This window comes from Tunicatimonas pelagia, assembly GCF_030506325.1.
Taxonomy (GTDB): Bacteria; Bacteroidota; Bacteroidia; order Cytophagales; family Cyclobacteriaceae; genus Tunicatimonas; species Tunicatimonas pelagia.
Map to the genome: position 1 here is coordinate 3781831 of NZ_CP120683.1, position 24631 is coordinate 3806461.

Below are 24631 nucleotides of genomic sequence, written 5' to 3' on the forward strand. Positions count from 1 at the left end.
ATCTTATCCTAATTCTTAGGAGAAAAGTTTAGATCACTTCATTTTGTAAAAAATTGGAGATGAACCAAGTAATAAGGAATAGGGGGGTAGTTTGCCCATAGCTCTATAAAGGCAGCCACCGCATATGCTGACCGACCAAGTTGCTATTTTTCAAACTAAATACTTGTATCATGCTCGAAAGTAGCTTTATTACCGTATGAGTTTAGCTGTTTGTAACATATGACTACCGTTGGGAGAAAAGATAAGATAGATTTGCCTGAGCTAGGTTTTTTTGACATTGATGCCAAAGTAGATACTGGAGCTTACGGTTGTGCGCTGCACTGCCATCATGTAGAAATTATTGAGCAGGGTGGACAATCAGTTTTGTCATTCAAAGTACTTGATCCTTCACACCCTGAGTATGATGATAAGCCACTGTTGGTAAGGAATTTTAGTGATAAAGTAGTGAAAAGCTCCACTGGACAAGCCGAACACCGTTATGCGATTACGACCGAGGTAGTTATTTTTGATACAAAAAGAACAGTAGAGTTTTCACTTACCGATCGGCAGGAAATGAAGTATCCAGTACTGCTTGGCAGGAAGTTCTTAGCCAAGCATTTTTTAGTTGACGTTCGCAAAGTAAATTTATCGTATAAACTTAAAACCAGCAACCTATGAACATTGCAGTACTATCCCGCAACTCTAAACTCTACTCAACCAAACGATTGGTAGAAGCCATCCAGCAACGAGGGCATGAAGCCCAAGTAATAGACCACATGAAATGCGATATTATTATGGACGATACTGGGCCCTCTATTTTTTACGAAGGTAAAGTTCTGGATAATATTAATGCAATAATTCCCCGCATTGGTGCATCAGTAACTTTTTACGGTACGGCTGTAGTTCGGCAATTTGAAATGATGAAAGTATTCAGTGCAGTAGATTCTTTGGCAATTACTCGTTCTCGAGATAAACTTCGAGGCTTACAAATCCTCTCGCGGTCAGGAGTGGGTATTCCCAAAACTGCTTTTACTAACTATAGCAAAGGAGAAAATAAGGTGTTGCGGCATATTGGGCAAGCTCCGGTGGTTATCAAACTTTTGGAAGGCACACAGGGCTTGGGAGTAGTACTAGCCGAAACCGATAAAGCAGCTAAATCGGTAGTGGAAGCTTTTGAGAGCCTTAATACTCGAGTCATTCTACAAGAGTTTATTGAAGAAGCCGGAGGGGCTGACGTTCGGGCTTTCATTGTGAATGGGAAGGTGGTAGGAGCGATGAAACGCCAGGGGAAAGAAGGAGAGTTTCGCTCAAACCTTCATCGGGGCGGTCAGGCTAGCATAATTAAATTGAGTAAGGTCGAGCGGGAGACCGCCTTGAAAGCGGCTAAATGTATGGGCCTAGCCATTGCCGGAGTAGACATGCTGCAATCCAAACGCGGGCCTATGGTGTTGGAAGTAAACTCATCGCCCGGACTGGAAGGTATCGAGAATGCCACTGGAGTAGACGTAGCCGGAAAGATTATCGAGTACATTGAGCAATCGACCTCCAAAAAGAGATTGCCGAAAGATAGGGTGAAAGCCTAACTTATCTACTAGTATGATCTTCAACGGTGTAGACATTCCCCGTGGCGAAACTCGTAAAGTGGAAGTAAATATCTCTCGGCTTCCGTCTCGTTCTCCCATTGATATCTATATAACCATTGCTCGGGCGAAGGAAACTGGGCCAGTATTACTGCTAATGGGTGGATTACACGGCGATGAAATCAATGGAGTTGAGATTGTCCGACGGATCGTTGAACAGGATTTGCACCAACCCACTCGAGGAACCGTCATCTGTATTCCGATTATTAATATCTATGGTTTTATCAACTTTTCCCGCTATGTACCGGATGGTAAGGATGTAAACCGTTCGTTTCCAGGGAACAAAAACGGCTCGCTGGCCTCAAGAGTGGCGTATTATCTGACAAAAGATATTATTCCCAAGATTGATGTAGGGATAGACTTCCATACGGGTGGGGCTGATCGTAGTAACTTTCCGCAAATTCGCTGTATGATGAACGATGCGCAGAACCAAGGACTAGCTCAAGCCTTCAGTGCGCCTTTTACACTGTATTCCAAGTATCGGCCCAAATCCTTACGACAAACTGCAGCTCGCCAAGGCAAAAGGATTCTAGTTTATGAAGGAGGGGAGTCGTCCCGATTTGATGAATTTGCGATTCAGCAAGGAATTGACGGCACCATCCGACTGATGAGATACTTAGGAATCACTAATGCCGAAGCCCCGGAGCCGACATATACTAATCGCCTAGTCAACCGCTCTTCCTGGGTGCGGGCACGAACATCAGGCATATTTCAATGCGCGGTGACTAACGGGGCTGCAGTGAACAAGAATCAACTCATAGGCTACATGACTGATCCTTTCGGGGATTTTAAGCAACCCATCAAGTCACCCGCCACTGGTTATATCATCGGCTTAAACAATAATCCTATTCTTCACCAAGGAGATGCTATTGCTCATATAGGGGTTGTTGGTGTTCCGTTAGCAAATGGACAGAAATAGGCCATTGCAACAAGCTTCCATTGGCAAGGCAAACGGTAATCAATTCGTTGCACCGATAGGTTTTATGTAGGTGTTCCGGTAGCAAATGGACAGAAATGGGCGCTAAGGATTTGACACCTCTTTTCTACCCGGTAAGTGGACACCCGGGCATAGCCAGCAATCATAATACAGTTCCATAAAAGAGTATTGGGTATCTGTACACAAACGGGTGAAATTCTTGGTAGCACGTATTTCAATGAAGAGCACTCTAGACCTTTATAGGGTTCGTTGACATAAAGGGACGGAATTCTCAATAGGATTTTCAAGTTTCCTGTCACTTTGAGATGTTTATCCTAGAACCTTAGAGGCACAATAGGTAAGCTATTTTTGGGCTTCCCGATAATACAATAGCGGGGCTACCCTAGCAATAATTGCCCCTCAGAGTTTGATAATTGACACTTAAGTTAATCGTATTTTTCTTAGAATTGGCTTTGTTCAGAGAGAAAAGGTTTGTATCACTGGGTCGCATGGCATAAAAGGACGAATTTTACGGCAGGAACTACTGCTGTCAGGTTCTTATTTTACAGCGCGGCTGCCGCCTTTTTGTCGCTATAAGCAAACTAGGCCTATTAGAAACTTAATCTTAATAAGATTATATTTAGCCTGTGACTGAACTGACGCGTGATATGACGTTAGATTTTAGCTACTCAACTCGATAAGAATAGCTATGCCACTTTGATCTACCGTAAATTTCTTCAATTTCACAGAAATATCGGTCTATCTAAGTTGCTGTAAGTCAAGTAAGTAACCTATTCCTACCGTAAAAAACGCCCTTTTATGCTGAGGTACCCAACTCTAACAACCCCTCCGGTAAATCTACGTGAACCGTTTGCTCTTTTTTATCTACCCGAGGCACTAGTTGGTCATTAATCGGGATGAGTACTTCTTTACCTTGGTAGATAAGCGCAATCAAATCTTGGCTACCGCCAGTGTACACATCTTTTACCACTCCTAGTTCACCTTGCTGCTGATCGATTACATTAAAACCAACAATTTCGTGGAAGTAATATTTTCCTTCTTCTAGCTCAGGGAGGGAGGTTAAGGGAAGGTAAAGACTGGCTTTGACTAATTCCTGGGCTTGTTCAATAGTATCCACATCGTCAAACTTCACCAAGGCTCGGCTGGCTTTGACATCAATGGTATCCACAAAAAAAGGAATCAGTGCTTCCGACTTAGATAAGTCCACAAACACTGATTCCAAATTCTGATAATCGGAAGGGTTGTCTACGTCTAAAACAACGCTGACCTCTCCCTGTAACCCGTGCGTTTTGCTGATGTATCCTAGCTGATAGCAATCATCAATCCGCATGGCTGCTTACTTTTCTTTATCGTCACTCTCCGCTGCTGCTTCGGCTTTAGGCTCATTTTCGGTCTCCTCCGCGCTAGCCTGTTCGGCTGGTACAGAGGCTTCATCCGTTTTAGCGTCCTCCGAAACAGTAGTTTCTTCAGTAGCTGTTTCAGCCGTAGCTTCTTCACTAGCTGCTGCTTGGGTAGCTGCCTCCGATGCCGCCACTACTTCTTCGGGAGTAGCGGTAGCTTCTTCTTTTGGAGCTTCTTCCTCTTTGGCTTCTGTCTCGGGAATGGCTGCTTCAGCCGTAGGTTCTTCGGTCGGTGCTTCCTCAGTAGAAGGTTCTTCCGCAGGAACTTCAGCGTTAGGCGTTTCTTCGGCTACCACTGCTGGTTCTGGGGCTGCTTCCTTTGCATTAGTTTCATCTGTCGGAGCCGATTCTTCAGTAGCTGTTGCCTCCTCAGTTTTAGCTTCTTCAGTTGTAGGTGCTTCCTCCGCCGGTGCTTCAGCCACTTGTTCCTCAGTAGGTGCTTCCGCTGCCTCAGCGGTTGCTTCTGGCTCTTCGGTAGTAGTTTCAGCTTCGACTTCCGTGTTCGCCTCAGCTTCCGTTGCTTCCAGCTCAGCTACTGCGGCGGCATTCGCTTCGTCTAGCTCTTTCTGGCGAGCTTCCTTCACTTCCCGCTCCCGCTTCAATCGCTCGGCACGTTCTTGCTCTTTCTTCTGAGCTAATGAATCTTTTTTGCCTTCAATTTTGGCATCTTTCGATTCTTTCCATTCGTTAAAGCGTTTATCCGCTTCTTCCTGGGTAATCGCTCCTTTATTCACACCAATTTGTAAGTGCTTACGAAGCATAATTCCTCGGTACGATAATACAGCGCGCACCGTATCGGTCGGTTGCGCTCCTTTCATTACCCAATCAAGCGCCTTATCATCGTTTAAAACGATAGCGGCGGGGTTGACATTAGGATTGTAGGTTCCTAACTTTTCAATGAAACGACCATCTCGTGGTGCTCTGGCATCGGCTACGACCACGTCGTACATTGCCAGCTTTTTGCGTCCTCGACGCGTTAATCTGATTTTTACTGCCATAGTTTTGTTTTGTTAAACATGCAATGGATCACGTCCATCTTTCGTAAAAAGACTGCAAAGATACTGTTTTTCGGGTAAATCGCATCTCTGAATCCAACTTTTAACTATATTTTATAGCGCAACCGTTCCCAAGGAAGAATGATTAATGACGAATGACTGATGATTAATAATTGATTGATGTGGTGTAACTTCACTTACCTTTCTCCTATCATCGTAAATTATTCATTCATCACTACTCATCAATCATCATTCATCATAATCAAGCATTTTCTACTAAATTACCAGCATGAATACGACCAACCGAAGAAATTTCCTGTTGAAAGGCGGGGCGGCTATTGCCGGAAATAGCCTGATGGCTGCTTGCACTTCTGGTGCTTCATCTGAGAAAATCCAAACTCCCTACATTAATTTCAACGATACTTTCCGATGGAAAATGGTAACTACCTGGCCTCCCAACTTTCCAATTTTAGGTGAGGGTTGTAATCGGTTTGCCCAATGGGTAAACGAGATGTCGGGAGGACGAATGGAAATTACGGTATACGGCGGAGGCGAATTAGTGCCTGCCCTGGAGGTTTTCGATGCGGTGAGTAGCGGAGCCGTAGAAGTTGGGCACGGAGCCGGATACTACTGGGCAGGTAAGTTGCCCGCTGCCCAATTTTTCGCTACGGTTCCCTTTGGCATGAACGCCCAGCAGATGAATGCGTGGTTCATTGGTGGAAATGGTACGGCATTGTGGCAGGAGACCTACCGCGATTTTAATATCATTCCGTACCCCGGAGGCAATACCGGAATGCAAATGGGCGGATGGTTTAACGAGGAAATAAATAGTATTGAAGATATTCAGGGGCTGAAGATGCGGATTCCAGGCATTGGTGGTAAAGTATTTAATCGAGCTGGAGGTACATCAGTGCTGGTGGCTGGCGGGGAAATTTATACCAACCTGGAGCGGGGCGTGATTGATGCTACCGAATGGATTGGCCCGTACCATGACTATCAAATGGGGTTTCATCAGGTAGCTAAGTACTACTACTATCCCGGGTGGCACGAACCCGGTACGGCGCTGGAGCTATCCGTTAATCGAGAAAAATACGAAGCACTACCTACCGACCTACAATCAATAATTAAAGTAGCTGCTGAGCGGTTAAACCACTGGTCGTTATGCCAATCGGAAGCGATGAATAGCCAATACGCTGTAAAGATGGCAGAGGAAGAAGAAGTGCAGTTTCGTCGCTTTCCGGATGATGTGTTGAATACCTTCCGGAAATACGGTGAGGAAGTAGTAGCCGATGTGATTCAGCAAGATCCAATAGCCAAGCGCGCTTACGAATCATATGCGGCATTTCAGCAACAGATGAATCGGTATACTCCCTACAATGAACAGCTTTATCATACCAACTATGGTCTGTTGGCCTAAACGTGATCTAGCACCCAGTGACCTATATCAGAAATGCCTAGTCCGGCGATAAAAATAGCAATGCTGTACTGGTGCTGATCCACCCACGGCCAGATGTTCCACTGGGCATCGGCAAAATTGTGAGCCAAGTATTGTAACATCAGCGCGATGCCAAGCAGATACAACACTCGGGTTATTGTGCCAAAAACAGGAGTATGACTAATTCCCCGGTGTCGGAATAGCATAGCGTAGGGATACCACAGAAATATCCAGATATAACCAATGCCCAGCGACCAGCGAAGTAGCGTAGTTTCCGAAACGGTGCGCTGCTTCATATCCAGATCGGGACTAATGAAAATACCGCAGAAGCAGCCTACTCCCGCCAGCGAAGTGGTGAACATATCGTGATGGCTAAGTTCCCAGGCAATCCAGGTTACTACGGGTACGAGTACCAGTGTTCCAACGTTATGTGTCCTTCCGGCGGCCATTTATTTTAAAAGCTGTAGCCCTACAACGCTACCAAGAGCAAAATGATTGTATTACTTCCTTTATTACAAAATCAATTCCGGTGCCAGATTCTAAAAAAACGGCTGTTAGGTACTATTAAGAAGGTTAATCCAAAAAAAATAGCACCGTTCTGGTAATACGAGCAAGCAAAGTGAAAACAACTATGTTTCTGACATGTCTGCGGTGGCTATCTTTTCACGAACTGCTTCGTTCAAAGCCTGTTTTGGTGAGTTAAGTATCAGTTCACGAATACGCCGATCTAAGTTTTGCCGATCTAAAGTACTTTTTACGTGCCTATCCATATGGTCAATCAGCTCCGATAAGGCTACCGAAAATAGCGACTGATGCCGATTTGATGAATCGCTGTGTACCATAATCTCCAACCATTCTATCAGTTTGTAAATCACTACCGTGTCTTGCGCGGTATAGTTTTTAATGGCTGTCCAGCACCAGGTGAATAAATCTTCAAAAAGAATGGGTTGGCCAATCCATCGCAATTGCTCTTTTTTATTGGTGACCACCGGAACCCGATGAGTTTCCATCTGGCGAACAAACAGGCTGGTAAGACGATTGATGGCTTCTACGGCAGTGCCCGGATCATTAATTCCCGGACTCATTGCTTTTAACGCTATTTCGGTTAATTGCTTAAACCCGAATGCGTAGTTCTGCGAAATAATTTCTTCGGTTTTAAATATAAAAGCGTGGAGGAGCTTTTGTTTCTCATCATCAGTTAGTTTCCTATTCACTCGAAAAAATGCTTTATTCTGGTGGACATACACCCCCCAAGGAACTGACATCCAAACGATAATATCCATTTTCTCGCAGATTTCCAGCAGTGTACTACGATCCATGTTGTGCAAATAACCCGAAACCGAGCTATCCACTGGAATCCACGGTTGGGCACTCGGGATTTTATCCCGCTCTATCATTTTAGTGTGCTTTAGGTAATGGTTCAGTGAGGCCAGCGTATCCTTATAGAGATTACGGACAATATTGCCCGCCTGAATGTGCTGAGAGATAGAGTGTACAAAAGCAACGAACATTGCCAGACTAACTAAGCTAAATAGAATGGTAAGTAGAATAGATAAATGGGGAACCTGAAATGTGTATAAGCTAGACTGAATACTGGATAACACAAAGATAGTATACAAAATTGTGCCCAAGTAGGTACCCATTACTACCTGATGAAATCGGCGACTGATGAGACCAGGAAGTACCCGGGGTGAATAGTTAGCAGCCGCCTGGTTGAGCACAATCATCACCATACTGAAGCTGAATACCATCAAAGAGAGCATTCCGCCTACGATAGAACCTAACAATGTTCGGGCACTATCGGGGTGAATAAGATTATCTACTGCCAGTTTGTAGCTTATAAGACGCTCTGGCGATGATTCATCCAGGTACAGGGTGACGAACGACAGCAATAAAAAACCACCAGCCAGTAAAGAGGGAATGAAAGCAATACTAGAAAGCACATCGAGTGACCGTGTTTTTAACCAGCGATGCAAAGAGCGAAAAACCATAGACAGTTGTTCAGATACACCTTTCTAACTGTTGGATCGCTTAGCTGTTTGATCGGTACTTAGAGCTGGGTTCTCCTCAAGTTAAAACATAAGAAAGTAGTGCTGTCGGGTAGCCAGAGGACGAAAGAAGACTAGGCCAGCGTCGAATAAATCTACCGACAGCGTTACTTGCGGATGTTGTATAATCGCCTTCCAGGCTTTTCGCATTCCAAATGACCAATGAATATCATCAAAAATTAGAATGCTTTGCTCATGGGTTTTTGCCAGCAACTGCGAAAAATAGTTCAGCGTAGGCTCAAAACGATGGTTAGCATCTATGTAGGCCAAATCTACCTGAGGAATTTCTTGTAGCAGTTGAGGCAGGGTATGGTCAATATTGCCTTCTCGTAGTTCAATGTTTGGGCGTTGTACATTTAGAAAAGCTTGCTGGGCAATGGTAGCAACATCGTGGCAACCTTCTAGTGTGTAAACGGCGCAGTCGTCGCCGGCCAACGATAAATATAAGGTAGTAACTCCCAGTGAGGTGCCCAGCTCTACAATATACCGGGGCTGCTGAAATTGAGTAAGGTGGTAGAGGAAGCGGCCAAACCGAGGCTTGCTCAAAGAGTGACGGGCAATCCTTTTTACTGAAATGTCGCTCGACCGATCTACCTGGGAAGCTGCCCCCATTGAGTGAAACGTTACGTTTTCTTGGGATGCCAGTAAGCTACGTCGGTACTGTTCAATTGCCTCAAAAGCTGAATGGGTGCTACGGTTGCGAATAACATCCTGATAAAACTGATAAATGAATGGGGCATGCAGAGCGTGCTGGTTGACTGCGTGAAGCCAGTATTGCCAGTAGCCTATAGCTAGCGAGCGCTTTTGCCAGAGCGAAAGCATGAAAAAAATTTAATTGACCCGGTACGGGGCGATTAGGGTGAATTCAGGAATCACAGCTCGAAATTGCTTTCCGTCGGTAATTCGCTCCATAAGAAAAGTACCCTTCATTTTGCCAATTCCCGATTTAAGATTGCAGCCCGATACGTACTGATGCTGTTGCTGAGGCTCTAAAGTGGGCTGCTTGCCAATTACCCCTTCGCCCTCTACATCTCGCTGAGGGTATCCGGCATCAATTACTTCCCAGTGGCGACGTAATAACTTTACAGTGAAATTACTGTTATTCTCAATAGCAACTTGGTAAGTAAACACATAGTGGCTTTGGCTGGGATCAGAATATTCTGGTTGATATTCTGTCTCAACAGTGACCCTTACGCCTTCTGTGATTTCTGTTACCATAGTTATTTTTATTTACGCGGAAAGTTAACGATAAGTTTAGAATAAACTACACAAATCACTATGGATGTACGCATTGCTCCTTCCTGGAAGGAAAAGCTAACCGACGAATTTAATAAACCGTATTTTGAAGCACTGGCTGAGTTTCTTCGTTCCGAATATAAAAATCAGGTGGTGTACCCTCCGGGGAAGGAAATTTTCCGGGCCTTTGATCTTACTCCCTTCAACCAGGTGAAAGTAGTCATTTTAGGGCAAGACCCCTACCACGGCCCTAAGCAGGCTAACGGACTAGCGTTCTCGGTGCGGGACGGCATTACGAAACCACCCTCGCTCATAAATATTTTCAAGGAAATCAAAAATGAATACGATACACCTATTCCGGATAGTGGAAATCTGGAACGTTGGGCGCAGCAGGGAGTTTTACTAATTAACTCTACCCTTACGGTGCGGGCGCGGCAGGCTGGTTCTCACCAAAAGAAAGGCTGGGAAGAGTTTACCGATGCGGTGATTCAGAAGGTTTCAGATGAGCGGGAAAATATTGTCTTTCTGCTGTGGGGAGCGTACGCTCAAAAAAAGGGAGCCATTATTGACGAAAGCAAACACCACGTACTGAAGTCGGCCCACCCATCGCCCTTCGCTGCCGACCGAGGCTTCTTCGGCAACGAACACTTCAAGAAAGCCAATGAATACCTGAAGCAACAGGGCAAAGAAGAGATTGAGTGGTGAAACTAGGTGTTGGGTTTTAGGATTTGGGGATTAGAAAAGACCTAATCCCTAAAATCTAACCCCCAATACCCAAAATCATTCAATCAAATTAAGCAAACGGCTCCAGCGAATTTTGCTAAAGAAGCTCTCGTTGGGATCGATAGATAGCCAGATGAAGAAGGCTTTGCCCACAATATGATCGGCGGGTACAAAGCCCCAGAAGCGAGAATCTAGGGAGTTATGGCGGTTATCCCCCATCATAAAGTAGTAGTTCTGCTTAAACGTATAGGTCTCCACTGCCTCTCCGTCAATGTACAGTTTTCCGTCCCGCTTCTCTACTTCGTCGTGTCCTTCGTAGTACTTAATGATGTACTCGTACTTGGTGATATTTTCATTGGTTAGCTCAATCTGCTGCCCTTCGGAGGGTACTTCCAAGGGGCCGAAAAAGTTTTCGTTCCAGAGGAAAACGCTGGGGTCAGGAAATATCTGAGGGTTTACTTGGTTTTCGGGCACATACGTAGGACTTACTGATTTTACGAAGGGTAGTTTCTCAAACTCCTGAGCTACCTCAGGGGTAATGTGAACGTAGTAACCATCCGAAGCACGATCAAATTCTGATATTTTATATCGATCAAAAATCCGATCATTGATAGTTTCATCCGTTTTGATGTTGTAATAATACTGTACGCCAGGAGGGTCGGGCAAAATATCGTTATTTATGTACACCTGCCGATCTTTTATTTCAATCACATCGCCCGGAACGGCCACGCAACGTTTAATGTAGTTAGTTTTCAAATCAGTAGGGTACTGATGCTCGGTGGGGTAATTAAATACCACTACATCGCCTCGTTTTACGTGGGAAAAACCCGGCAAGCGGTACTGGGGTAGCTGAATCCAATCAACGTACGAAGGAATATCCGTGCCCCAAATTTTTTGATGCGTCAAAGGCATTTGCAGCGGAGTTTTCGGAGTGCGGGCTCCGTAGTGCATCTTGCTCACAAACAGAAAATCACCCACTAGCAACGAGTTCTCCATTGAGGGAGTAGGAATAGTGAAAGCCTCCAGGAATAGCCATCGAATAAAAGTAGCGGCGATTACCGCAAACACAATCGCATCAACCCATTCGCGGGTTTTAGACTTAGGAGCTTTCGGGGAAGTACGGGTATCGGAAGTCTGATCTTCTGCTTTCTTCTTCTTAAGAAATGTTGCCATACGTGCTTATTTCAAATATCGTTACCTGCTATGAGAGCATATTTGAATCTTATATTTTTACTTATAAAAACAAAATTCAAACATGCTGTTAACAGCAATCTTGCGAAAATAGTGTGCCTCAAAGGAAATACCTATCATTTTAGAAAATCGTTCATGGTGAGCACTCCGCTTTTCTGCTGCTGCACAATCCATTCGGCCACCACTACGGCTCCCAGGGCAAAGCCTTTCCGGCTATGGGCAGTATGCTTTATCTCAATGGTATCTTCTGCTGATTGATAGCGAACTAGGTGGGTGCCCGGTACATCTGGTTCACGTTTAGCCTGAATGGGCAGTTGAGCTGCTGACCTATCCTGTTCTGTCTCTTGCAGCACCCAGTTGGTAAGCGGTAGGTGTTCCAGCATTCCTTCGGCAATGGTAATGGCCGTGCCACTGGGAGCATCTAGCTTTTCCGTATGATGCGTTTCTTCTACGCTGGCCTGGTACTGCGGGTAATCCCCGATAAGCTTCGCTAACTGAGCGTTCAGTCGGAAAAATAAGTTGACTCCGATGCTGAAATTAGACGCGTAGAAAAAGGTGCCACCCTGTTCGCGGCAGAAAGTTTCTATTTCCTCCCGATGTGCTAACCAACCGGTAGTTCCTGATACAATCGGAATACCTCTTCTCAAACAGTGGCGAATGTTAGCAACCGCTGCATCGGGTTGGCTAAACTCAATAGCTACATCTACTGAATCACCGTTAAGTGTTTCCCAAACGTCAGCATTATCCTGATCGATGCGGGCTACCATGGAGTGGTTGCGCTGCAACGCAATTTGCTCAATGGTTTTACCCATCTTTCCGTAGCCGATCAGTAAAATACGCATGTTCTTAATATAAACTTATAGTAAAAGAAAGTCCGCAAGCTGGCACTGTGGGGGTTAGATGATCGTGGTACGCTAGGGCCGATCCGGCCATTGGCTTCAAATCCATGCTTAGGTCCGGGTTAACGTCAAACTCAATGAGATGAGCATCCGCAATAGCATCCATTATATTGAGCCCGTACAGTACGGCAGTTAGAATCACCATGAACTCCCGCTCTCTCCCAAAATTATCTATAGCACTTTGAAAGTCATCGTTATTGGCATAGCGACTGCGCGGGAAAACTGAGAATGGATTCTCTCCTCCATTATTAACCGTATTTCTTGCCCTCAAAAACAACTGATACTGATCATTGCGTAGAATAATGAAGTACCCCATCGTAATAAAACCGCCGTAGATGATTGGGATTTTCCAAGGTTTTCCGTTGTAGGCTTGCCCTAAACCGGGTAGTACGGCTGAGTACAGTGCCGCCCGACGGGGTGAGTGCTGATCGGCTATGGTTTCAATAACGATGGTGTCAGGAGCTGCAGTACCGGGTTTGTTTACTCCCACCGCTCCCCGTTGAAGCTGAAGGGTATCCTCTACTACCGTGACCGTATCGGGCGAACTTTCTTCTTTCTCCTCCTGGGCGAACGCTACCGAAATGCTCAGCAGAGTCATAATAAGCAGAATGAGTCCCACTAAGGCGTACTTCATGTTTGCAGCAGGTCAAGAATACGGTTCAGATCTTCGGTAGATAGGTACGGTATTTTAATCTCACCTTTCTCCTTTCCCGTAGTTTTGATATGCACCCGGGTGCCAAAGTGGGAAGAAAGCTGATTCTGTACCGCTTGTAATTCGGAAGACATTCCGGCGGAAGTAGCCGTAGGTTTTGGCTTTTTGGGAGCAGCTAGTTCCCGCACCAATGCTTCTACCTGCCGCACCGATAAATCTTCCTGCACAATTTGGTGGAATAGATGCAGTTGTTGTTCAATGGTATCAACATTAATCAGAGCTCGGGCGTGACCCATAGTTAGCCGGGCATCGCGCAAAGCGGCCTGAATATCGGGCGGGAGCTTCAGCAGGCGTAAATAATTATTAACCGTAGAGCGGTTCTTACCCACTCGGTCACCTAGTTGCTCCTGCCGCAGGTCACATTCTGAGATCAGCCGTTGGTAACTCAGGGCTATTTCAATGGCATTGAGGTTTTCCCGCTGGATATTCTCAATCAGAGCCATTTCCAGCATCTGCTGGTCGTTAGCCTTGCGAACGTAGGCCGGAATGAGGGTTAGACCGGCCAGCTTAGACGCCTGTACCCGTCGCTCTCCTGAAATAATCTGGTAGCGGTCAGTACCAATAAGGCGTACCGTAATGGGCTGAATAATGCCCTGCATCATAATAGAGTCAGCTAACTCTTGCAGTGCTTCTTTATCAAAATGAGTACGGGGCTGGAACGGGTTTACTTCTATACTGTCCAGCGGTATTTCGTTGATTGAGCTAAATTCCCGAGTGGGATTATCCCGCACTTGAGGTTCTTGGGAGGAATCTTCCAGCAGTGCTCCTAAGCCGCGCCCTAAAGCATTCTTACGGCGGGTGGGTCTTCCTGATGTTTTATTGATACTCATTTGGGCGTTCAATTTTATTGTTATGCCGATAGATAACAATGCGTATTTTACCTATCAACGCGCAAGTTGGCGATTTCTTTCCAATAATTCTTTGGCTAGGTTCAGATAACTAATGGCGCCCTTGCTATCGGCATCGTGAATAATAGCCGGCAGCCCGAAACTAGGTGATTCGCTCAATTTGATGTTGCGGGGAATGAGCGTACTAAATACCATTTGCTGGAAATGAGCATTTACTTCTTCTACCACCTGATTAGATAAACGTAGCCGTGAATCATACATTGTTAGCAGTATGCCTTCAATTTCTAATCCAGTATTTAAGCGCGACTGAATAATTTGGATGGTATTCAGCAATTTGCCTAAACCCTCTAGCGCGTAGTACTCACATTGCACCGGAATAATTACTGAGTTGGCAGCGGTTAGGGCATTAATGGTAATCAGGCCCAACGAAGGCGAGCAATCTAGAATCACGAATTCATAATCATCCTGCACCGGAACCAAAGCTTTACGCATTTTCTTTTCCCGGTTTTCCAGGCTTACCATTTCCACCTCAGCTCCTACTAGGTCTATGTGAGAAGGTAATAGGTACAGATATTCCAGTTCGGTAGGAACAATGGCCGAGCGAATATCAGCTTCATCCACCATACACTCGTAAATGCTGTCTTCTACTTCTTTAGGGTTAAACCCCAACCCGGAAGTAGAGTTGGCCTGCGGATCAGCATCTACCACCAACGTTTTGTGCTCCAGTGCGGCTAAGCTAGCGGCCAGATTAATAGCACTGGTTGTTTTTCCTACTCCTCCTTTTTGATTGGCGATGGCAATAATCTTACCCATGCGTTAAGCGTTAATAGTTCAGGCCGTGTGGATACTATATTCGATGAAAAATTGTAAATTCGCACAATTGCTCAGTAAGAAACCCTAAACTCTCCTGGAGGGTTCTACGGTCAGAATAGCACTGCACAAATATAAAAAGTTTAAGCGCACATTTACATCACTGCCCGCCAAGCGGGTAAAAAAAATCTAACCTGCTGAAAATTAGAATAAACCTACAGTAGTTAGCGTCCATGCACATTCTTAAAGTAGATGAGAAGTATTCGGAGAGCGAGTTTTATGAGTTTCCTGCCCGCTTATATCAAAATGACGATCATTGGGTGCCTACCAAGCTTGAAGAAGTAGAACGTATCTTTAATACTGACAGCAGCACTTTCTTTGAACGTGATGACGTTTGTCGGTGGATTTTACAGAACTATCGGGGAGCCACGATTGGCCGTATTGCCGCTTTCGTTAATAAAAAAGAAACCTCTGAAACTGGCTTTCTGGGCTTTTTTGAGTGCATTGACCACGAAACGGCGGCCTTCAAGCTGTTGGAAGAAGGAGCACTATGGCTGAAAGAGCGAGGTATGACCACGGTGAATGCGCCGGTAAATCCAACCAGCCTATTTCTTAAGTCGGGGCTTTTAACCGAGGGCTTTGATGAGCTTCCGGCCTATGGTTCTAATTATCACCCGGCCTATTACCAGCAATTTTTTGAAACATTCGGGTTTCAGCAGTACCTACGACAACGCATCTATCATTTAGATTTTCAAACCCTTCCCTTTCCGAGAGCCATCAAGGAAAAGGCTAAATTGGTGATGGAAAATAAAGACTTCAGGATTGATCGTTTTAATAAAGAAAAACTAGAGCCATTAGCAAAGGATATTGCAGTAGTGTATAATCGGACTTGGAGCAAAACTCCTTTTTATCACGAGCTGTCAGCCCAGCAAATTCAGACCGAGCTTCAGGAGCTACTGCCCTGGATCGATGAAGATATATTTTTACTGGCGTATTACCGCGATCAGCCCATTGGCTTCTTTTTTAACTTGCCCGATATTAACCAGGCGCGTAAGCGAGCGGGTAATGGCTTGTTTAGTAAAGTTCGCGAAGCCTACTACCGAAAGCGAAAACATAAGCACTTGCTCAGTGTTTCACTGGGAGTGTTACCGGAGTTTCAGCAGCGAGGGGTAGCCTCGGCACTAATTAAGTCATTATTAGACTTTTTAAGCAAGCATGAAGTTCGGTACGATAAAATTGAAACCAACCGAGTAGGTGAAGGGCAGGTTGCCGTAGAATATTTGCTACAACAGTTTAAAGGCAAGCCCCGGCAGTATTATTGGATATACCAAAAATCCCTATTAGCCATGAAAAGAGGGGAATCAATATCCCAAAATTCAACCTTACTAAAGCGATAACAACGCTCGTTTTGCAAAATTTTAATATCCAAACACTTATCTTTTCTTACATTTCTAACGATCAACCAATAACATATGAGTTTATTAGTAATAGGCACCGTGGCCTTCGATGCCATTGAAACCCCTTTTGGTAAAACTGACAAAATTATCGGTGGCTCGGGCACCTATATTGCTCTGGCATCATCGTACTTCACTAAATCGGCAAATTTGGTCGGAGTAGTGGGAGAAGATTTCTTGCAATCAGATATTGAGAATTTTCAGCAGCACGGCATTAATACCGAAGGACTCCAAGTCAAAGAAGGCGAGAAGTCGTTCTTTTGGGCGGGTCGCTACCATAACGATCTTAATTCGCGCGATACGCTGGCTACCGAACTGAACGTATTAGCTGATTTTGACCCCATTATTCCAGATACCTACCAAGATTGTAAATACCTTATGCTAGGCAATCTGACCCCGGAGGTGCAGCAAACGGTGCTCAATCGCCTAGAAAATCGCCCTGAATTGGTGATGTTGGACACAATGAACTTCTGGATGACCGAGCCGTTTCTGCCGAGTCTTAAAGAAGTTATCAAACAAATTGATGTACTTTCTATTAATGATGAAGAAGCCCGAATGCTATCGGGGGAATATTCGCTAGTGAAGGCGGCTCGGGCTATTCTAAAGATGGGACCGAAATATATCATTATCAAGAAGGGTGAGCACGGTGCTTTGTTATTTAGCGATGAGCAGATTTTCTTCGCTCCGGCTTTGCCGTTAGAAGAAGTGTTTGATCCAACCGGAGCAGGAGATACGTTCGCGGGCGGATTTATCGGTTACTTAGCTCAAACCCAAGATACCTCCTTTAGCAATATGAAGCGAGCCGTGATTTTTGGTTCAGCTATGGCTTCGTTTTGTGTAGAAAAATTTGGCCCTCAGCGCCTTATCAATCTATCGCAAGAGGCGGTACAAGAACGGGTTCAGGAATTTGTTAATTTGGTTCAATTTGAAATTGATTATGCTTAGATAAAGCATAAGTACCCGTTTTAATGAGTGATAAACACTTTTTAATATACTTTTTTTGAGTTTCTCTAATTTATGTTTAGCTTGGCGGTACAGCTTTGCTAAGCGCAACTGCCAACTAATTAGTCATTAAATTTCACACTATTTTTAGTCAACGTTTTTTAAGTTAGGTCGTAAACCCACCTGACGCACTACCATCGTAACTTATGAACTCGGACTTACTCGCATTAACAGAAATCGATATTTTTTCTCGGTACAAAGAAGTGCGCCAACAAAGCATTCGGCTCTGTCAGCCACTGCAACCCGAAGATTATGTGGTGCAGCCTATCGTAGACGTAAGCCCGCCTAAGTGGCACTTAGCGCACACTACTTGGTTTTTTGAGCAATTCATCCTGACCCCTTATTTTCCGGGCTATCGGGTGTTCAATGACCAATTCAACTTTCTATTCAACAGTTACTACGAAAGCAAGGGCAACCGGATGGTGCGAACCAATCGGGGTAATATGACCCGGCCTACCACTGAGGAGGTAATAACGTATCGTAACTACGTAGATGAACATCTACTCAAGTTGCCACACCTGTTGGATGAATCAGCGAGACAGCAGATTAATTACCTGATAGAGCTGGGATTGCACCATGAGCAGCAGCACCAAGAGTTATTAGTAACCGATCTTAAGTACATTTTGGGGCATAATCCCCTGTTTCCAGCTTACAATGATCGTGCGCCTCTGGCGAAAGGAAATCTGATGGGGACCGAAGAATACGTTTCCGTACCGGGTGGCAACTATTCTATCGGTTTTCAGGGCAGTGGTTTTCACTTCGACAATGAAGAAGGTTATCATCAAGTTTATCTGGCCGATTACCGATTGCTAGATCGATTAGTGACCGCCGGTGAGTTTTTAGCTTTTATACAAGAAGGGGGCTATCAAAATGCTGATTTATGGCTTTCTGACGGCTGGGCTTGGGTGCAAGAAAACAAAATTATCTCGCCGCACTACTGGCATCAGCAAGAAGAGCAGTGGTACGAATACACGTTGTCTGGCTTGCAGCCACTAGACCTATCCCGACCAGTGACCCACGTAAGTTACTACGAAGCTGATGCTTACGCTCGCTGGCGAGGCAAACGCTTACCCACTGAGGCTGAGTGGGAAGTGGCTTGCCGTTTAGCGGGTTACGAAGAAAACTTTCATATTTTGTCTCCCGCTAACTTCGTAGAGGCCGAAAACTTTCATCCGCAAGCCTTGCAAACACTAAGCACTTCTTCTGTGCCGGCTCAGATGGTTGGCGATGTTTGGGAGTGGACTCAAAGTGCCTACTTACCGTACCCTTTCTACCAACGACCCGAAGGAGCGCTGGGTGAGTACAATGGGAAGTTTATGATTAACCAGATGGTGCTACGGGGTGGTTCTTGTGCTACTCCCGAAAGTCACCTACGAATTACCTACCGAAATTTTTTCCAACCTGATAAACGCTGGCAATTCACGGGTTTCCGTCTTGCCGAACACTGTTAAATGTCCAATACCACTGACTATTCCGAAAAAACCACTGCCATTCTAGAAGGCGTTGGATTAAATGGCTATTCTCAAAAAATTAATCGGCAGTTTGCGGCTGATGTATACGCCGGACTACATGCTGAAGAAAAGTATCTTCCTTCCAAATACTTATACAACAAGCGGGGCGATGAAATCTTTCAGCAGATTATGGAAATGGAAGAGTATTATCCTACGCGCGCCGAATACGAGATATTTGAGATGCATCGCAGCGAGATGCTGGAGCACTTTTCTAAAAATAATGTTCCGTTCCGGCTAATTGAATTTGGAGCAGGCGATGGCACCAAAACGAAAGTGCTATTACGGCATTTCTTAGAACAGCAGGCCAATTTTTCTTACGTTCCTATCGATATTTCCGCCAATATTATTGAAGAACTTACCACCGACTTGGCTGATAATATGCCCAACTTGGTGGTACAAGGCATTCAGGACGATTACTTTCGGGCAATTGACCAACTTAAATCATCCTTTAATGGGCAGCAGGTTCGGAACGTAGTACTATTCTTAGGAGCAAACATTGGTAACTTTGCTCACCAAGAAAGTATTTTGTTCTTAAAAGAAATTGCCGCGCATCTTTCGTCCGGCGATTTGCTGATGACGGGCTTCGACTTAAAAAAGGAACCTGAAAAAATCTTAAATGCTTACTTTGATAAGCCGGGAGTTACCCGAGCGTTTAAGCATAATCTGCTATTGCGAATCAATGAGGAGCTTGACGCTAATTTCAATATTGATGACTTTCAGTACTTCCCGATCTACGACCCCATGGAAGGTAGCATTCGTAGCTACTTGGTTAGCAAAAAGGAGCAACGAGTAACTATTTCGGCCATTGATGAAGTAATTGAGTTTGATGCTTGGGAGGCAATTTACATGGAGCGCTCTCAGAAATATAGCGTAGGCGATATTGAAAGCTTAGCCCGAGATTCTGGTTTTTCAGTTGTGCATCATTTCTACGATTCGCATCGGCTATTTACCGATTCGCTGTGGCAGCTATCCTAAAAATAGCGCGATAATTTCGGGTAGTGAGAAAAGTAAACCGCTCGAGAAACTCGTAATAACAAGCCAAAGTAACAGTGAGCGATACACCCTGCCTACCTTAGATTCCACTACTCCTACAATCCTTGTTTCGGTATTAGCTAAGCTTAATGTGCGGCACATAAGGCCGGCTAGCAAGCAAAAAATTATAGGCTAAACAAGAAGCAACCAACAGTTTGGCTACCCGCCTGATAAGTACTTCTCGCCCAGTATGGATTGCAAACTTTTTTGGGCCTTAGTTATCAAATTCAGGGATACACACTCCACTCCTTCGGACTTCGGACTCCGGTTTCTTGCTTCCGTACCTATAAATTAAATTTTACCTTTTTTATGATATTCCCTTTAGGGAAATGAGAAGTCCGGTAGCTCGAGGGTAAAACCTACGCGGAAAATTCGTAACATTGCAGTTTAAAAATATAGCATAAAAATAAATGACCGGAAACCAGAGAGTACCTGGAATTACACGGATAGCCTGTTTGCTGCTTTTGTTAGGAATAGGAGGGTGTGCTGCTACCAAAAAATCGGCTCGTAGTAAGGATGCCGATTATTCGCTCAGCGAGGCGGTATTGTTTACGTCGGCTGCCGATACGGTATTTGCTGATGAGTTTTTGTACGTCTATCAGAAAAATCGGATAGAAGATACTACCGTTGAGCGCAGCCCGGAGAGCAATCAGCAGGCGATGGAAGAATATCTGGATTTATACGTCAATTTCCGGCTTAAGGTGAAGGCAGCCGAAGAGGCTGGTTTACAACGCCGAGAAAGTTTCAAGCAAGAGCTAGCGCAGTACAAAGAACAGTTGGCCAAACCGTACCTCACCGAAAACCGGGTAACGGAGCAACTGATTCGGGAAACGTACGAGCGGATGAAGCAAGAAGTGCGTGCTTCGCATATTTTGATTGAAGTACCTGAAAACGCCTCTGCCCAAGATACGCTGAAAGCATACCAAATGGCCGATAGCTTACGAGCCCTGGCGCAAAACGGTGCCTCGTTTTCAATGCTGGCCGAGCAATATTCATCAGACCCCTCAGCTGCTTCTAACGGTGGTGACTTAGGGTACTTTTCAGCTCTACAGATGGTGTATCCGTTTGAGAAGGTAGCCTACAGTACCTCGGTTGGCAATGTCTCTAACCCAGTTCGCACCCGCTTTGGCTACCACATTATCAAAGTAAATGATAAGCGTCCTTCCCAGGGAAAAGTAAAGGTTGCCCATATTATGATTCGCCCAGATAGCGAAAGCGATTCAGCCACTTACCAAAAAGCCCGGCAGGTACATCAGCAGTTGCTAACTGGGGCTGACTGGAACGAGATGGTAGAGCGTTTTTCGGAAGATGTATCCACCAAATCGCGGGGGGGCGAACTGCCGTATTTTGGTACGGGCAACATGATTGAAAGCTTTGAGGACGCAGCTTTTGCCCTTAGCGCACCCGGCGACATTTCTTCTCCGGTGAAGACCCGCTTTGGTTGGCATATCATTAAGCTAATTGATCGCCAAGGATTAGATTCTTTAGAAAAAATGCGCCCTTCTCTGGAACGGCAAGTAGAGCGTAACATCCAAGCCGAAGTGCGGCAGGAAGAAATGGTATCTAGCCTAAAGCAGGAAAGCGACTATCAAGCCAATAAAGCTAACATTGCTCAGGCAATTTATTATCTCCATGCCGGAGCGCAGGCCGAAAGTGCCGAGCCTGATCGGGGTGGAGTTCTCTTTTCAATAGCTGATACCACGTTGGAGGTGGGCAATTTTTATGATTTTGTGCAGGAGAAGCAAGGAGCCTTAGCGGCTGACAGCGTACTGGCTCACCAGCTTTACCAAGATTTTGAGGCTACTACTCTTCTGGAGCACGAAAAGACTCACTTAGCTGATAATAACGAAGAATATCGGCGAATACTTCAGGAATATCGGAATGGAATATTACTGTTTGATATTATGGAGCAGAAAGTATGGTCGAAGGCAGTAGAAGACAGCACTGGGTTGCAGCAGTACTTTGAGAATCATCGGGAAACGTATCGTTGGAAAGAGCGGGCGGAGGCTACCATATTGGATGCCCAAAGCCAAGATATACTAGAGACAGCTAAGCAAGAATTAGGAGAGATAAACGAGCCACTAAGCGACGAAGTAATTGCAAAAATAGAAAGCACCTTTAACGAAGATACTCCGCTAGCCCTTCAAATTCACCAGAGCAAGTACGAGCGAGGGGAAGAACGATCGTCGGTTGAGGCAGTTATCGACCAAGTTACTTGGGAAAAAGGGGCGTATTCACGGACGGAAAACGATAGATTTTACCATATTCTTATCCATGACGTATTACCGCCCAAATTGAAGGAGTTAGATGAGATAAGAGGCATTGTAATTGCAGACTACCAAAATGAGCTCGACCAGCAGTGGATTGCCACGCTACGAGAAAAATACCCGGTAGAAATTAATGAAGATGTTTTACAATTTTTGGGGCAGCAAACGGAACCTTAGCCAGTTTCTGGCATTATTTGCTACCATTGTGCTAACAGCCGGTTGCCAGCAGCCTGGCTTACCCGATTTTCTGCAGTTTAAAAATCAGGAAACTGACGAAGGAGCTACGCTTGAACCAATTGCTCGGGTATACGATAATTACCTGTACGTGCAAGATTTAGAAGGAATTGTAGATGAAAATACGAATCCTTCAGACAGTGCCGATATTGTAAATCGCTACATTGATAGCTGGATTAAAAAGCAACTACTCATTGCTGAGGCGGCGGCTCAAATGGAGATTGACGAAGCCAAGTTGGAGCGTAAGATTTTGGATTATCGCTACGCCCTAATTGTGTACGAATTTGAGAAGAACTACGTAAACCAACGGGTAGACGATGAAGTGTCAGAGGCAGCCATTGAAAAATATTATCAGAGTAACCAGCAGAACTTTGAGTTAAAGAACAATATCATCAAGGGTATTTTTGCGAAGGTGCCACAAGAAGCACCGCGCACCGGACGCTTACGGGCATTATTTCAGGGAAAACTGACTGAGGAAGTTCGGGAAGAAATTAAATCGTACTGCCTCAGTTTTGCTACCTCTTATTCACTCGATGATTCTACTTGGTACAATTTCGAAGATGTAATCGCCAATACTCCCTTAGTGAGTATCCCCAATAAAGTACAGTTTCTGCAAAAAAATGAGTTTATTGAAACCTCCGACGACTTGTACGTGTACTTTGTAAAAGTTGTAGACTATAAAATAACCGATCAGATTTCGCCGTTGGAGTTTGTGCGGGATGATATCACTAAAATTATTACCAACCAGCGTAAGGTAGCCCTAACTCAAGATTTAGAGGAAGAAATCTACCAAGATGCAAAAGATAAAAAACACTTTGAAGTATTTCAGCCAAATACCAACGCAGCTTCGGTGCAGCAACCATCTACCGTTCGGGCCGAAACTCCGCAGTAAACTATCCCCTCTGCTTTTATTATTCTTAATTCCCCTCTCGGGTGTGGCTCAGTACAGTGGCGAAACCACGATTGATAAGATTGTGGCGAAGGTAGATAACTACATTGTGCTAAAGTCAGATTTAGAAGCCTCGTACCGAGAGGCGCAAGCAAATCCTAACTTCGGAGATGTTACCAAATGCCAGGTATTGGAGCAGTTGGTAGTAGAAAAGTTATTGCTGGCTAAAGCCGAGATTGACTCAGTAGTGGTAGAAGATGCTCGGGTTGAACTGGATTTAGATCGGCGGATGCAGATGATGACGAGCCGCTACGGCGAGGAAACCATTGAGGAGCAATTCGGCAAATCAATCGCAGAGCTAAAAGAAGAAATGCGTGACGACATTCGTAACCAGTTGGTAGTGCAGGAAATGCAGGGGACTATCTCGCAAGATATTGAAGTAACCCCGGCTGAAGTTAGAAAGTTCTTCAACGCCATTCCGCGTGATAGCTTACCATTCTACTCTTCTGAAGTGGCCGTAGCTCAAATTGTGAAGGAACCCACCGTAAGCCGAGCGCAAAAAGAGATTGCCCGCCAACAGTTACAAGATATTCGGGAACGTATTCTGAATGGGGAAGATTTTGCTAAGCTGGCTAAAGAGTTTTCTAATGATCCGGGTTCGGCTCAGTACGGCGGAGAATTGGGCTTTGTAGAGCGAGGCCAATTTGTACCCGAGTTTGAGGCTGCTGCCCTTAAAATGGAAGCAGGCGATCTCTCTCAACCCATCGAGTCAGATTTTGGCTTCCACCTCATTGAGTTGATTGAGCGCCGAGGTAACCGCTACAGCAGTCGCCACATTCTGATTAAACCCAACTCTTCGGAGCTAGATGTGAAGGCAGCGGAAGAGTTTCTGGATAGCTTGCGTACCCAGATTATGACTGATACCATTACTTTTGAGAAGGCTGCGAAAGAATATTCCGATGAAAAAGGAGAATCGGGTGGACCAGGCAGTGGCGGGTTTTTTCTCGGTGCCGACGGCTCTAACCGCATCTCTACCGAAAATCTTGATCCGGTAATTTTCTTCACCATTGATACGATGGATATTGGTACCATTACCCAACCACTGGTGTACCGTACGCCCTCGGGTGAACCGGCCGTGCGAATTCTGTATCTTAAATCGAAGTCTAGACCGCACGTAGCTAATCTGAAAGACGATTATCAGAAAATTTACAATGCAGCTTTACAAGAAAAACGTGCGCGCTTGATGCAAGAGTGGTTTGGAGATGCCCGCAAGCAGGTTTATATTGAGGTTGATCCCGAATACGATCACTGCGATGTGGGTAATAGCATTTAAACCATTTCCGCATCGGAGCGTTTACACAGTCTAGTGTGTCCAGCGTATCGGCACAA

At 45.1% G+C, this 24631-nt stretch carries 23 protein-coding genes; 12 read left to right on the forward strand and 11 right to left on the reverse strand.

Annotated elements, in window-relative coordinates; translation table 11 throughout:
* Positions 1 to 219 precede the first annotated feature (219 nt).
* From P0M28_RS16190 to P0M28_RS16200, 3 genes are read left to right on the forward strand one after another with little or no spacing between them, the layout of a single operon-like run.
* Positions 220 to 657 (forward strand): ATP-dependent zinc protease family protein, encoded by a 438-nt coding sequence (locus P0M28_RS16190; protein WP_302203506.1) that lies wholly within the window; start codon positions 220 to 222, stop codon positions 655 to 657.
* Positions 654 to 1562 (forward strand): 30S ribosomal protein S6--L-glutamate ligase, encoded by a 909-nt coding sequence (gene rimK, locus P0M28_RS16195; protein ID WP_302203508.1) that lies wholly within the window; start codon positions 654 to 656, stop codon positions 1560 to 1562. The genes P0M28_RS16190 and rimK overlap by 4 nt, the downstream gene beginning before the upstream one ends.
* 13 nt (positions 1563 to 1575) lie before the next feature.
* Entirely contained in the window at positions 1576 to 2538 is a 963-nt protein-coding gene (locus P0M28_RS16200) for a succinylglutamate desuccinylase/aspartoacylase family protein (RefSeq protein WP_302203510.1), read from the forward strand.
* Between the two features lie 814 nt (positions 2539 to 3352).
* Here P0M28_RS16200 and rimM read toward each other — a convergent pair.
* Both rimM and rpsP read right to left on the reverse strand, forming a co-directional pair.
* On the reverse strand, positions 3353 to 3886 hold the full coding sequence (gene rimM, locus P0M28_RS16205; protein ID WP_302203512.1) for a ribosome maturation factor RimM: 534 nt from the start codon (positions 3884 to 3886) through the stop codon (positions 3353 to 3355).
* A 6-nt stretch (positions 3887 to 3892) separates the two neighbouring features.
* The gene (rpsP, locus tag P0M28_RS31110; RefSeq protein WP_367281867.1) at positions 3893 to 4954 is read right to left on the reverse strand and encodes a 30S ribosomal protein S16; all 1062 of its coding nucleotides are present in this window, start codon (positions 4952 to 4954) and stop codon (positions 3893 to 3895) included.
* A gap of 286 nt (positions 4955 to 5240) precedes the next feature.
* Here rpsP and P0M28_RS16215 point away from each other — a divergent pair, with 286 nt between their 5' ends.
* The gene (locus tag P0M28_RS16215) at positions 5241 to 6368 is read left to right on the forward strand and encodes a TRAP transporter substrate-binding protein (protein WP_302203514.1); all 1128 of its coding nucleotides are present in this window, start codon (positions 5241 to 5243) and stop codon (positions 6366 to 6368) included.
* Here P0M28_RS16215 and P0M28_RS16220 read toward each other — a convergent pair.
* From P0M28_RS16220 to apaG, 4 genes are all read right to left on the reverse strand, one after another.
* The gene (locus P0M28_RS16220; RefSeq protein WP_302203515.1) at positions 6365 to 6835 is read right to left on the reverse strand and encodes a DUF2227 family putative metal-binding protein; all 471 of its coding nucleotides are present in this window, start codon (positions 6833 to 6835) and stop codon (positions 6365 to 6367) included. The two genes, P0M28_RS16215 and P0M28_RS16220, sit on opposite strands and share 4 nt — an antisense overlap.
* A gap of 180 nt (positions 6836 to 7015) precedes the next feature.
* Positions 7016 to 8377 (reverse strand): DUF2254 domain-containing protein, encoded by a 1362-nt coding sequence (locus P0M28_RS16225; protein WP_302203517.1) that lies wholly within the window; start codon positions 8375 to 8377, stop codon positions 7016 to 7018.
* Positions 8378 to 8458: 81 nt separating this feature from the next.
* Positions 8459 to 9256, reverse strand: a complete 798-nt coding sequence (locus tag P0M28_RS16230; RefSeq protein WP_302203519.1) for an O-methyltransferase — start codon at positions 9254 to 9256, stop codon at positions 8459 to 8461.
* A 9-nt stretch (positions 9257 to 9265) separates the two neighbouring features.
* Positions 9266 to 9652 carry a Co2+/Mg2+ efflux facilitator ApaG/CorD gene (gene apaG / locus P0M28_RS16235; protein ID WP_302203520.1) on the reverse strand — a complete coding sequence of 129 codons (387 nt, stop codon included), beginning with the start codon at positions 9650 to 9652 and terminating at the stop codon, positions 9266 to 9268.
* 60 nt (positions 9653 to 9712) lie between these two features.
* Here apaG and ung point away from each other — a divergent pair, with 60 nt between their 5' ends.
* On the forward strand, positions 9713 to 10375 hold the full coding sequence (ung, locus tag P0M28_RS16240; protein ID WP_302203522.1) for a uracil-DNA glycosylase: 663 nt from the start codon (positions 9713 to 9715) through the stop codon (positions 10373 to 10375).
* Positions 10376 to 10450: 75 nt separating this feature from the next.
* Here the strand turns inward: ung and lepB are convergent, their stop codons facing one another.
* The 5 genes from lepB to P0M28_RS16265 all read right to left on the reverse strand — a co-directional run bounded on the left by lepB (position 10451) and on the right by P0M28_RS16265 (position 14856).
* Positions 10451 to 11566 (reverse strand): signal peptidase I, encoded by a 1116-nt coding sequence (lepB, locus tag P0M28_RS16245; protein WP_302203524.1) that lies wholly within the window; start codon positions 11564 to 11566, stop codon positions 10451 to 10453.
* A gap of 134 nt (positions 11567 to 11700) precedes the next feature.
* A complete protein-coding gene (dapB, locus tag P0M28_RS16250) occupies positions 11701 to 12426 on the reverse strand; it encodes a 4-hydroxy-tetrahydrodipicolinate reductase (protein ID WP_302203526.1) in 726 nt (241 codons plus the stop codon).
* 4 nt (positions 12427 to 12430) lie between these two features.
* Entirely contained in the window at positions 12431 to 13117 is a 687-nt protein-coding gene (locus tag P0M28_RS16255; protein ID WP_302203527.1) for a DUF5683 domain-containing protein, read from the reverse strand.
* The gene (locus P0M28_RS16260) at positions 13114 to 14025 is read right to left on the reverse strand and encodes a ParB/RepB/Spo0J family partition protein (protein WP_302203529.1); all 912 of its coding nucleotides are present in this window, start codon (positions 14023 to 14025) and stop codon (positions 13114 to 13116) included. The genes P0M28_RS16255 and P0M28_RS16260 overlap by 4 nt, the downstream gene beginning before the upstream one ends.
* 54 nt (positions 14026 to 14079) lie before the next feature.
* Positions 14080 to 14856 (reverse strand): ParA family protein, encoded by a 777-nt coding sequence (locus P0M28_RS16265; protein WP_302203530.1) that lies wholly within the window; start codon positions 14854 to 14856, stop codon positions 14080 to 14082.
* A 230-nt stretch (positions 14857 to 15086) separates the two neighbouring features.
* Here P0M28_RS16265 and P0M28_RS16270 point away from each other — a divergent pair, with 230 nt between their 5' ends.
* The 7 genes from P0M28_RS16270 to P0M28_RS16300 all read left to right on the forward strand — a co-directional run bounded on the left by P0M28_RS16270 (position 15087) and on the right by P0M28_RS16300 (position 24575).
* Entirely contained in the window at positions 15087 to 16250 is a 1164-nt protein-coding gene (locus P0M28_RS16270; RefSeq protein WP_302203531.1) for a GNAT family N-acetyltransferase, read from the forward strand.
* A gap of 75 nt (positions 16251 to 16325) precedes the next feature.
* Positions 16326 to 17252: a PfkB family carbohydrate kinase gene (locus tag P0M28_RS16275; protein WP_302203533.1), complete on the forward strand. Its 927-nt coding sequence runs from the start codon at positions 16326 to 16328 to the stop codon at positions 17250 to 17252.
* 203 nt (positions 17253 to 17455) lie between these two features.
* Positions 17456 to 18760, forward strand: coding sequence for an ergothioneine biosynthesis protein EgtB (gene egtB, locus P0M28_RS16280; protein WP_302203534.1), 1305 nt, complete (start codon positions 17456 to 17458; stop codon positions 18758 to 18760).
* On the forward strand, positions 18761 to 19795 hold the full coding sequence (locus P0M28_RS16285) for an L-histidine N(alpha)-methyltransferase (RefSeq protein WP_302203536.1): 1035 nt from the start codon (positions 18761 to 18763) through the stop codon (positions 19793 to 19795).
* Between the two features lie 467 nt (positions 19796 to 20262).
* Positions 20263 to 22296 carry a peptidylprolyl isomerase gene (locus P0M28_RS16290; RefSeq protein WP_302203538.1) on the forward strand — a complete coding sequence of 678 codons (2034 nt, stop codon included), beginning with the start codon at positions 20263 to 20265 and terminating at the stop codon, positions 22294 to 22296.
* Positions 22259 to 23245 carry a peptidyl-prolyl cis-trans isomerase gene (locus P0M28_RS16295; protein WP_302203539.1) on the forward strand — a complete coding sequence of 329 codons (987 nt, stop codon included), beginning with the start codon at positions 22259 to 22261 and terminating at the stop codon, positions 23243 to 23245. The genes P0M28_RS16290 and P0M28_RS16295 overlap by 38 nt, the downstream gene beginning before the upstream one ends.
* A gap of 43 nt (positions 23246 to 23288) precedes the next feature.
* Positions 23289 to 24575, forward strand: coding sequence for a peptidylprolyl isomerase (locus P0M28_RS16300; RefSeq protein WP_302203540.1), 1287 nt, complete (start codon positions 23289 to 23291; stop codon positions 24573 to 24575).
* The last annotated feature ends 56 nt before the right edge of the window (positions 24576 to 24631 follow it).

Coding starts and splice junctions, on each gene's coding strand:
- P0M28_RS16220 (WP_302203515.1), bottom strand. CDS start 6,835: ATGGCCGCCGGAAGGACACATAACGTTGGAACACTGGTACTCGTACCC.
- lepB (WP_302203524.1), bottom strand. CDS start 11,566: ATGGCAACATTTCTTAAGAAGAAGAAAGCAGAAGATCAGACTTCCGAT.
- egtB (WP_302203534.1), top strand. CDS start 17,456: ATGAACTCGGACTTACTCGCATTAACAGAAATCGATATTTTTTCTCGG.
- P0M28_RS16215 (WP_302203514.1), top strand. CDS start 5,241: ATGAATACGACCAACCGAAGAAATTTCCTGTTGAAAGGCGGGGCGGCT.
- P0M28_RS16260 (WP_302203529.1), bottom strand. CDS start 14,025: ATGAGTATCAATAAAACATCAGGAAGACCCACCCGCCGTAAGAATGCT.
- ung (WP_302203522.1), top strand. CDS start 9,713: ATGGATGTACGCATTGCTCCTTCCTGGAAGGAAAAGCTAACCGACGAA.
- rimM (WP_302203512.1), bottom strand. CDS start 3,886: ATGCGGATTGATGATTGCTATCAGCTAGGATACATCAGCAAAACGCAC.
- P0M28_RS16290 (WP_302203538.1), top strand. CDS start 20,263: ATGACCGGAAACCAGAGAGTACCTGGAATTACACGGATAGCCTGTTTG.
- P0M28_RS16255 (WP_302203527.1), bottom strand. CDS start 13,117: ATGAAGTACGCCTTAGTGGGACTCATTCTGCTTATTATGACTCTGCTG.
- P0M28_RS16270 (WP_302203531.1), top strand. CDS start 15,087: ATGCACATTCTTAAAGTAGATGAGAAGTATTCGGAGAGCGAGTTTTAT.
- P0M28_RS16295 (WP_302203539.1), top strand. CDS start 22,259: ATGTTTTACAATTTTTGGGGCAGCAAACGGAACCTTAGCCAGTTTCTG.
- P0M28_RS16265 (WP_302203530.1), bottom strand. CDS start 14,856: ATGGGTAAGATTATTGCCATCGCCAATCAAAAAGGAGGAGTAGGAAAA.
- P0M28_RS16285 (WP_302203536.1), top strand. CDS start 18,761: ATGTCCAATACCACTGACTATTCCGAAAAAACCACTGCCATTCTAGAA.
- dapB (WP_302203526.1), bottom strand. CDS start 12,426: ATGCGTATTTTACTGATCGGCTACGGAAAGATGGGTAAAACCATTGAG.
- rimK (WP_302203508.1), top strand. CDS start 654: ATGAACATTGCAGTACTATCCCGCAACTCTAAACTCTACTCAACCAAA.
- rpsP (WP_367281867.1), bottom strand. CDS start 4,954: ATGGCAGTAAAAATCAGATTAACGCGTCGAGGACGCAAAAAGCTGGCA.
- P0M28_RS16275 (WP_302203533.1), top strand. CDS start 16,326: ATGAGTTTATTAGTAATAGGCACCGTGGCCTTCGATGCCATTGAAACC.
- P0M28_RS16230 (WP_302203519.1), bottom strand. CDS start 9,256: ATGCTTTCGCTCTGGCAAAAGCGCTCGCTAGCTATAGGCTACTGGCAA.
- P0M28_RS16225 (WP_302203517.1), bottom strand. CDS start 8,377: ATGGTTTTTCGCTCTTTGCATCGCTGGTTAAAAACACGGTCACTCGAT.
- apaG (WP_302203520.1), bottom strand. CDS start 9,652: ATGGTAACAGAAATCACAGAAGGCGTAAGGGTCACTGTTGAGACAGAA.
- P0M28_RS16190 (WP_302203506.1), top strand. CDS start 220: ATGACTACCGTTGGGAGAAAAGATAAGATAGATTTGCCTGAGCTAGGT.
- P0M28_RS16200 (WP_302203510.1), top strand. CDS start 1,576: ATGATCTTCAACGGTGTAGACATTCCCCGTGGCGAAACTCGTAAAGTG.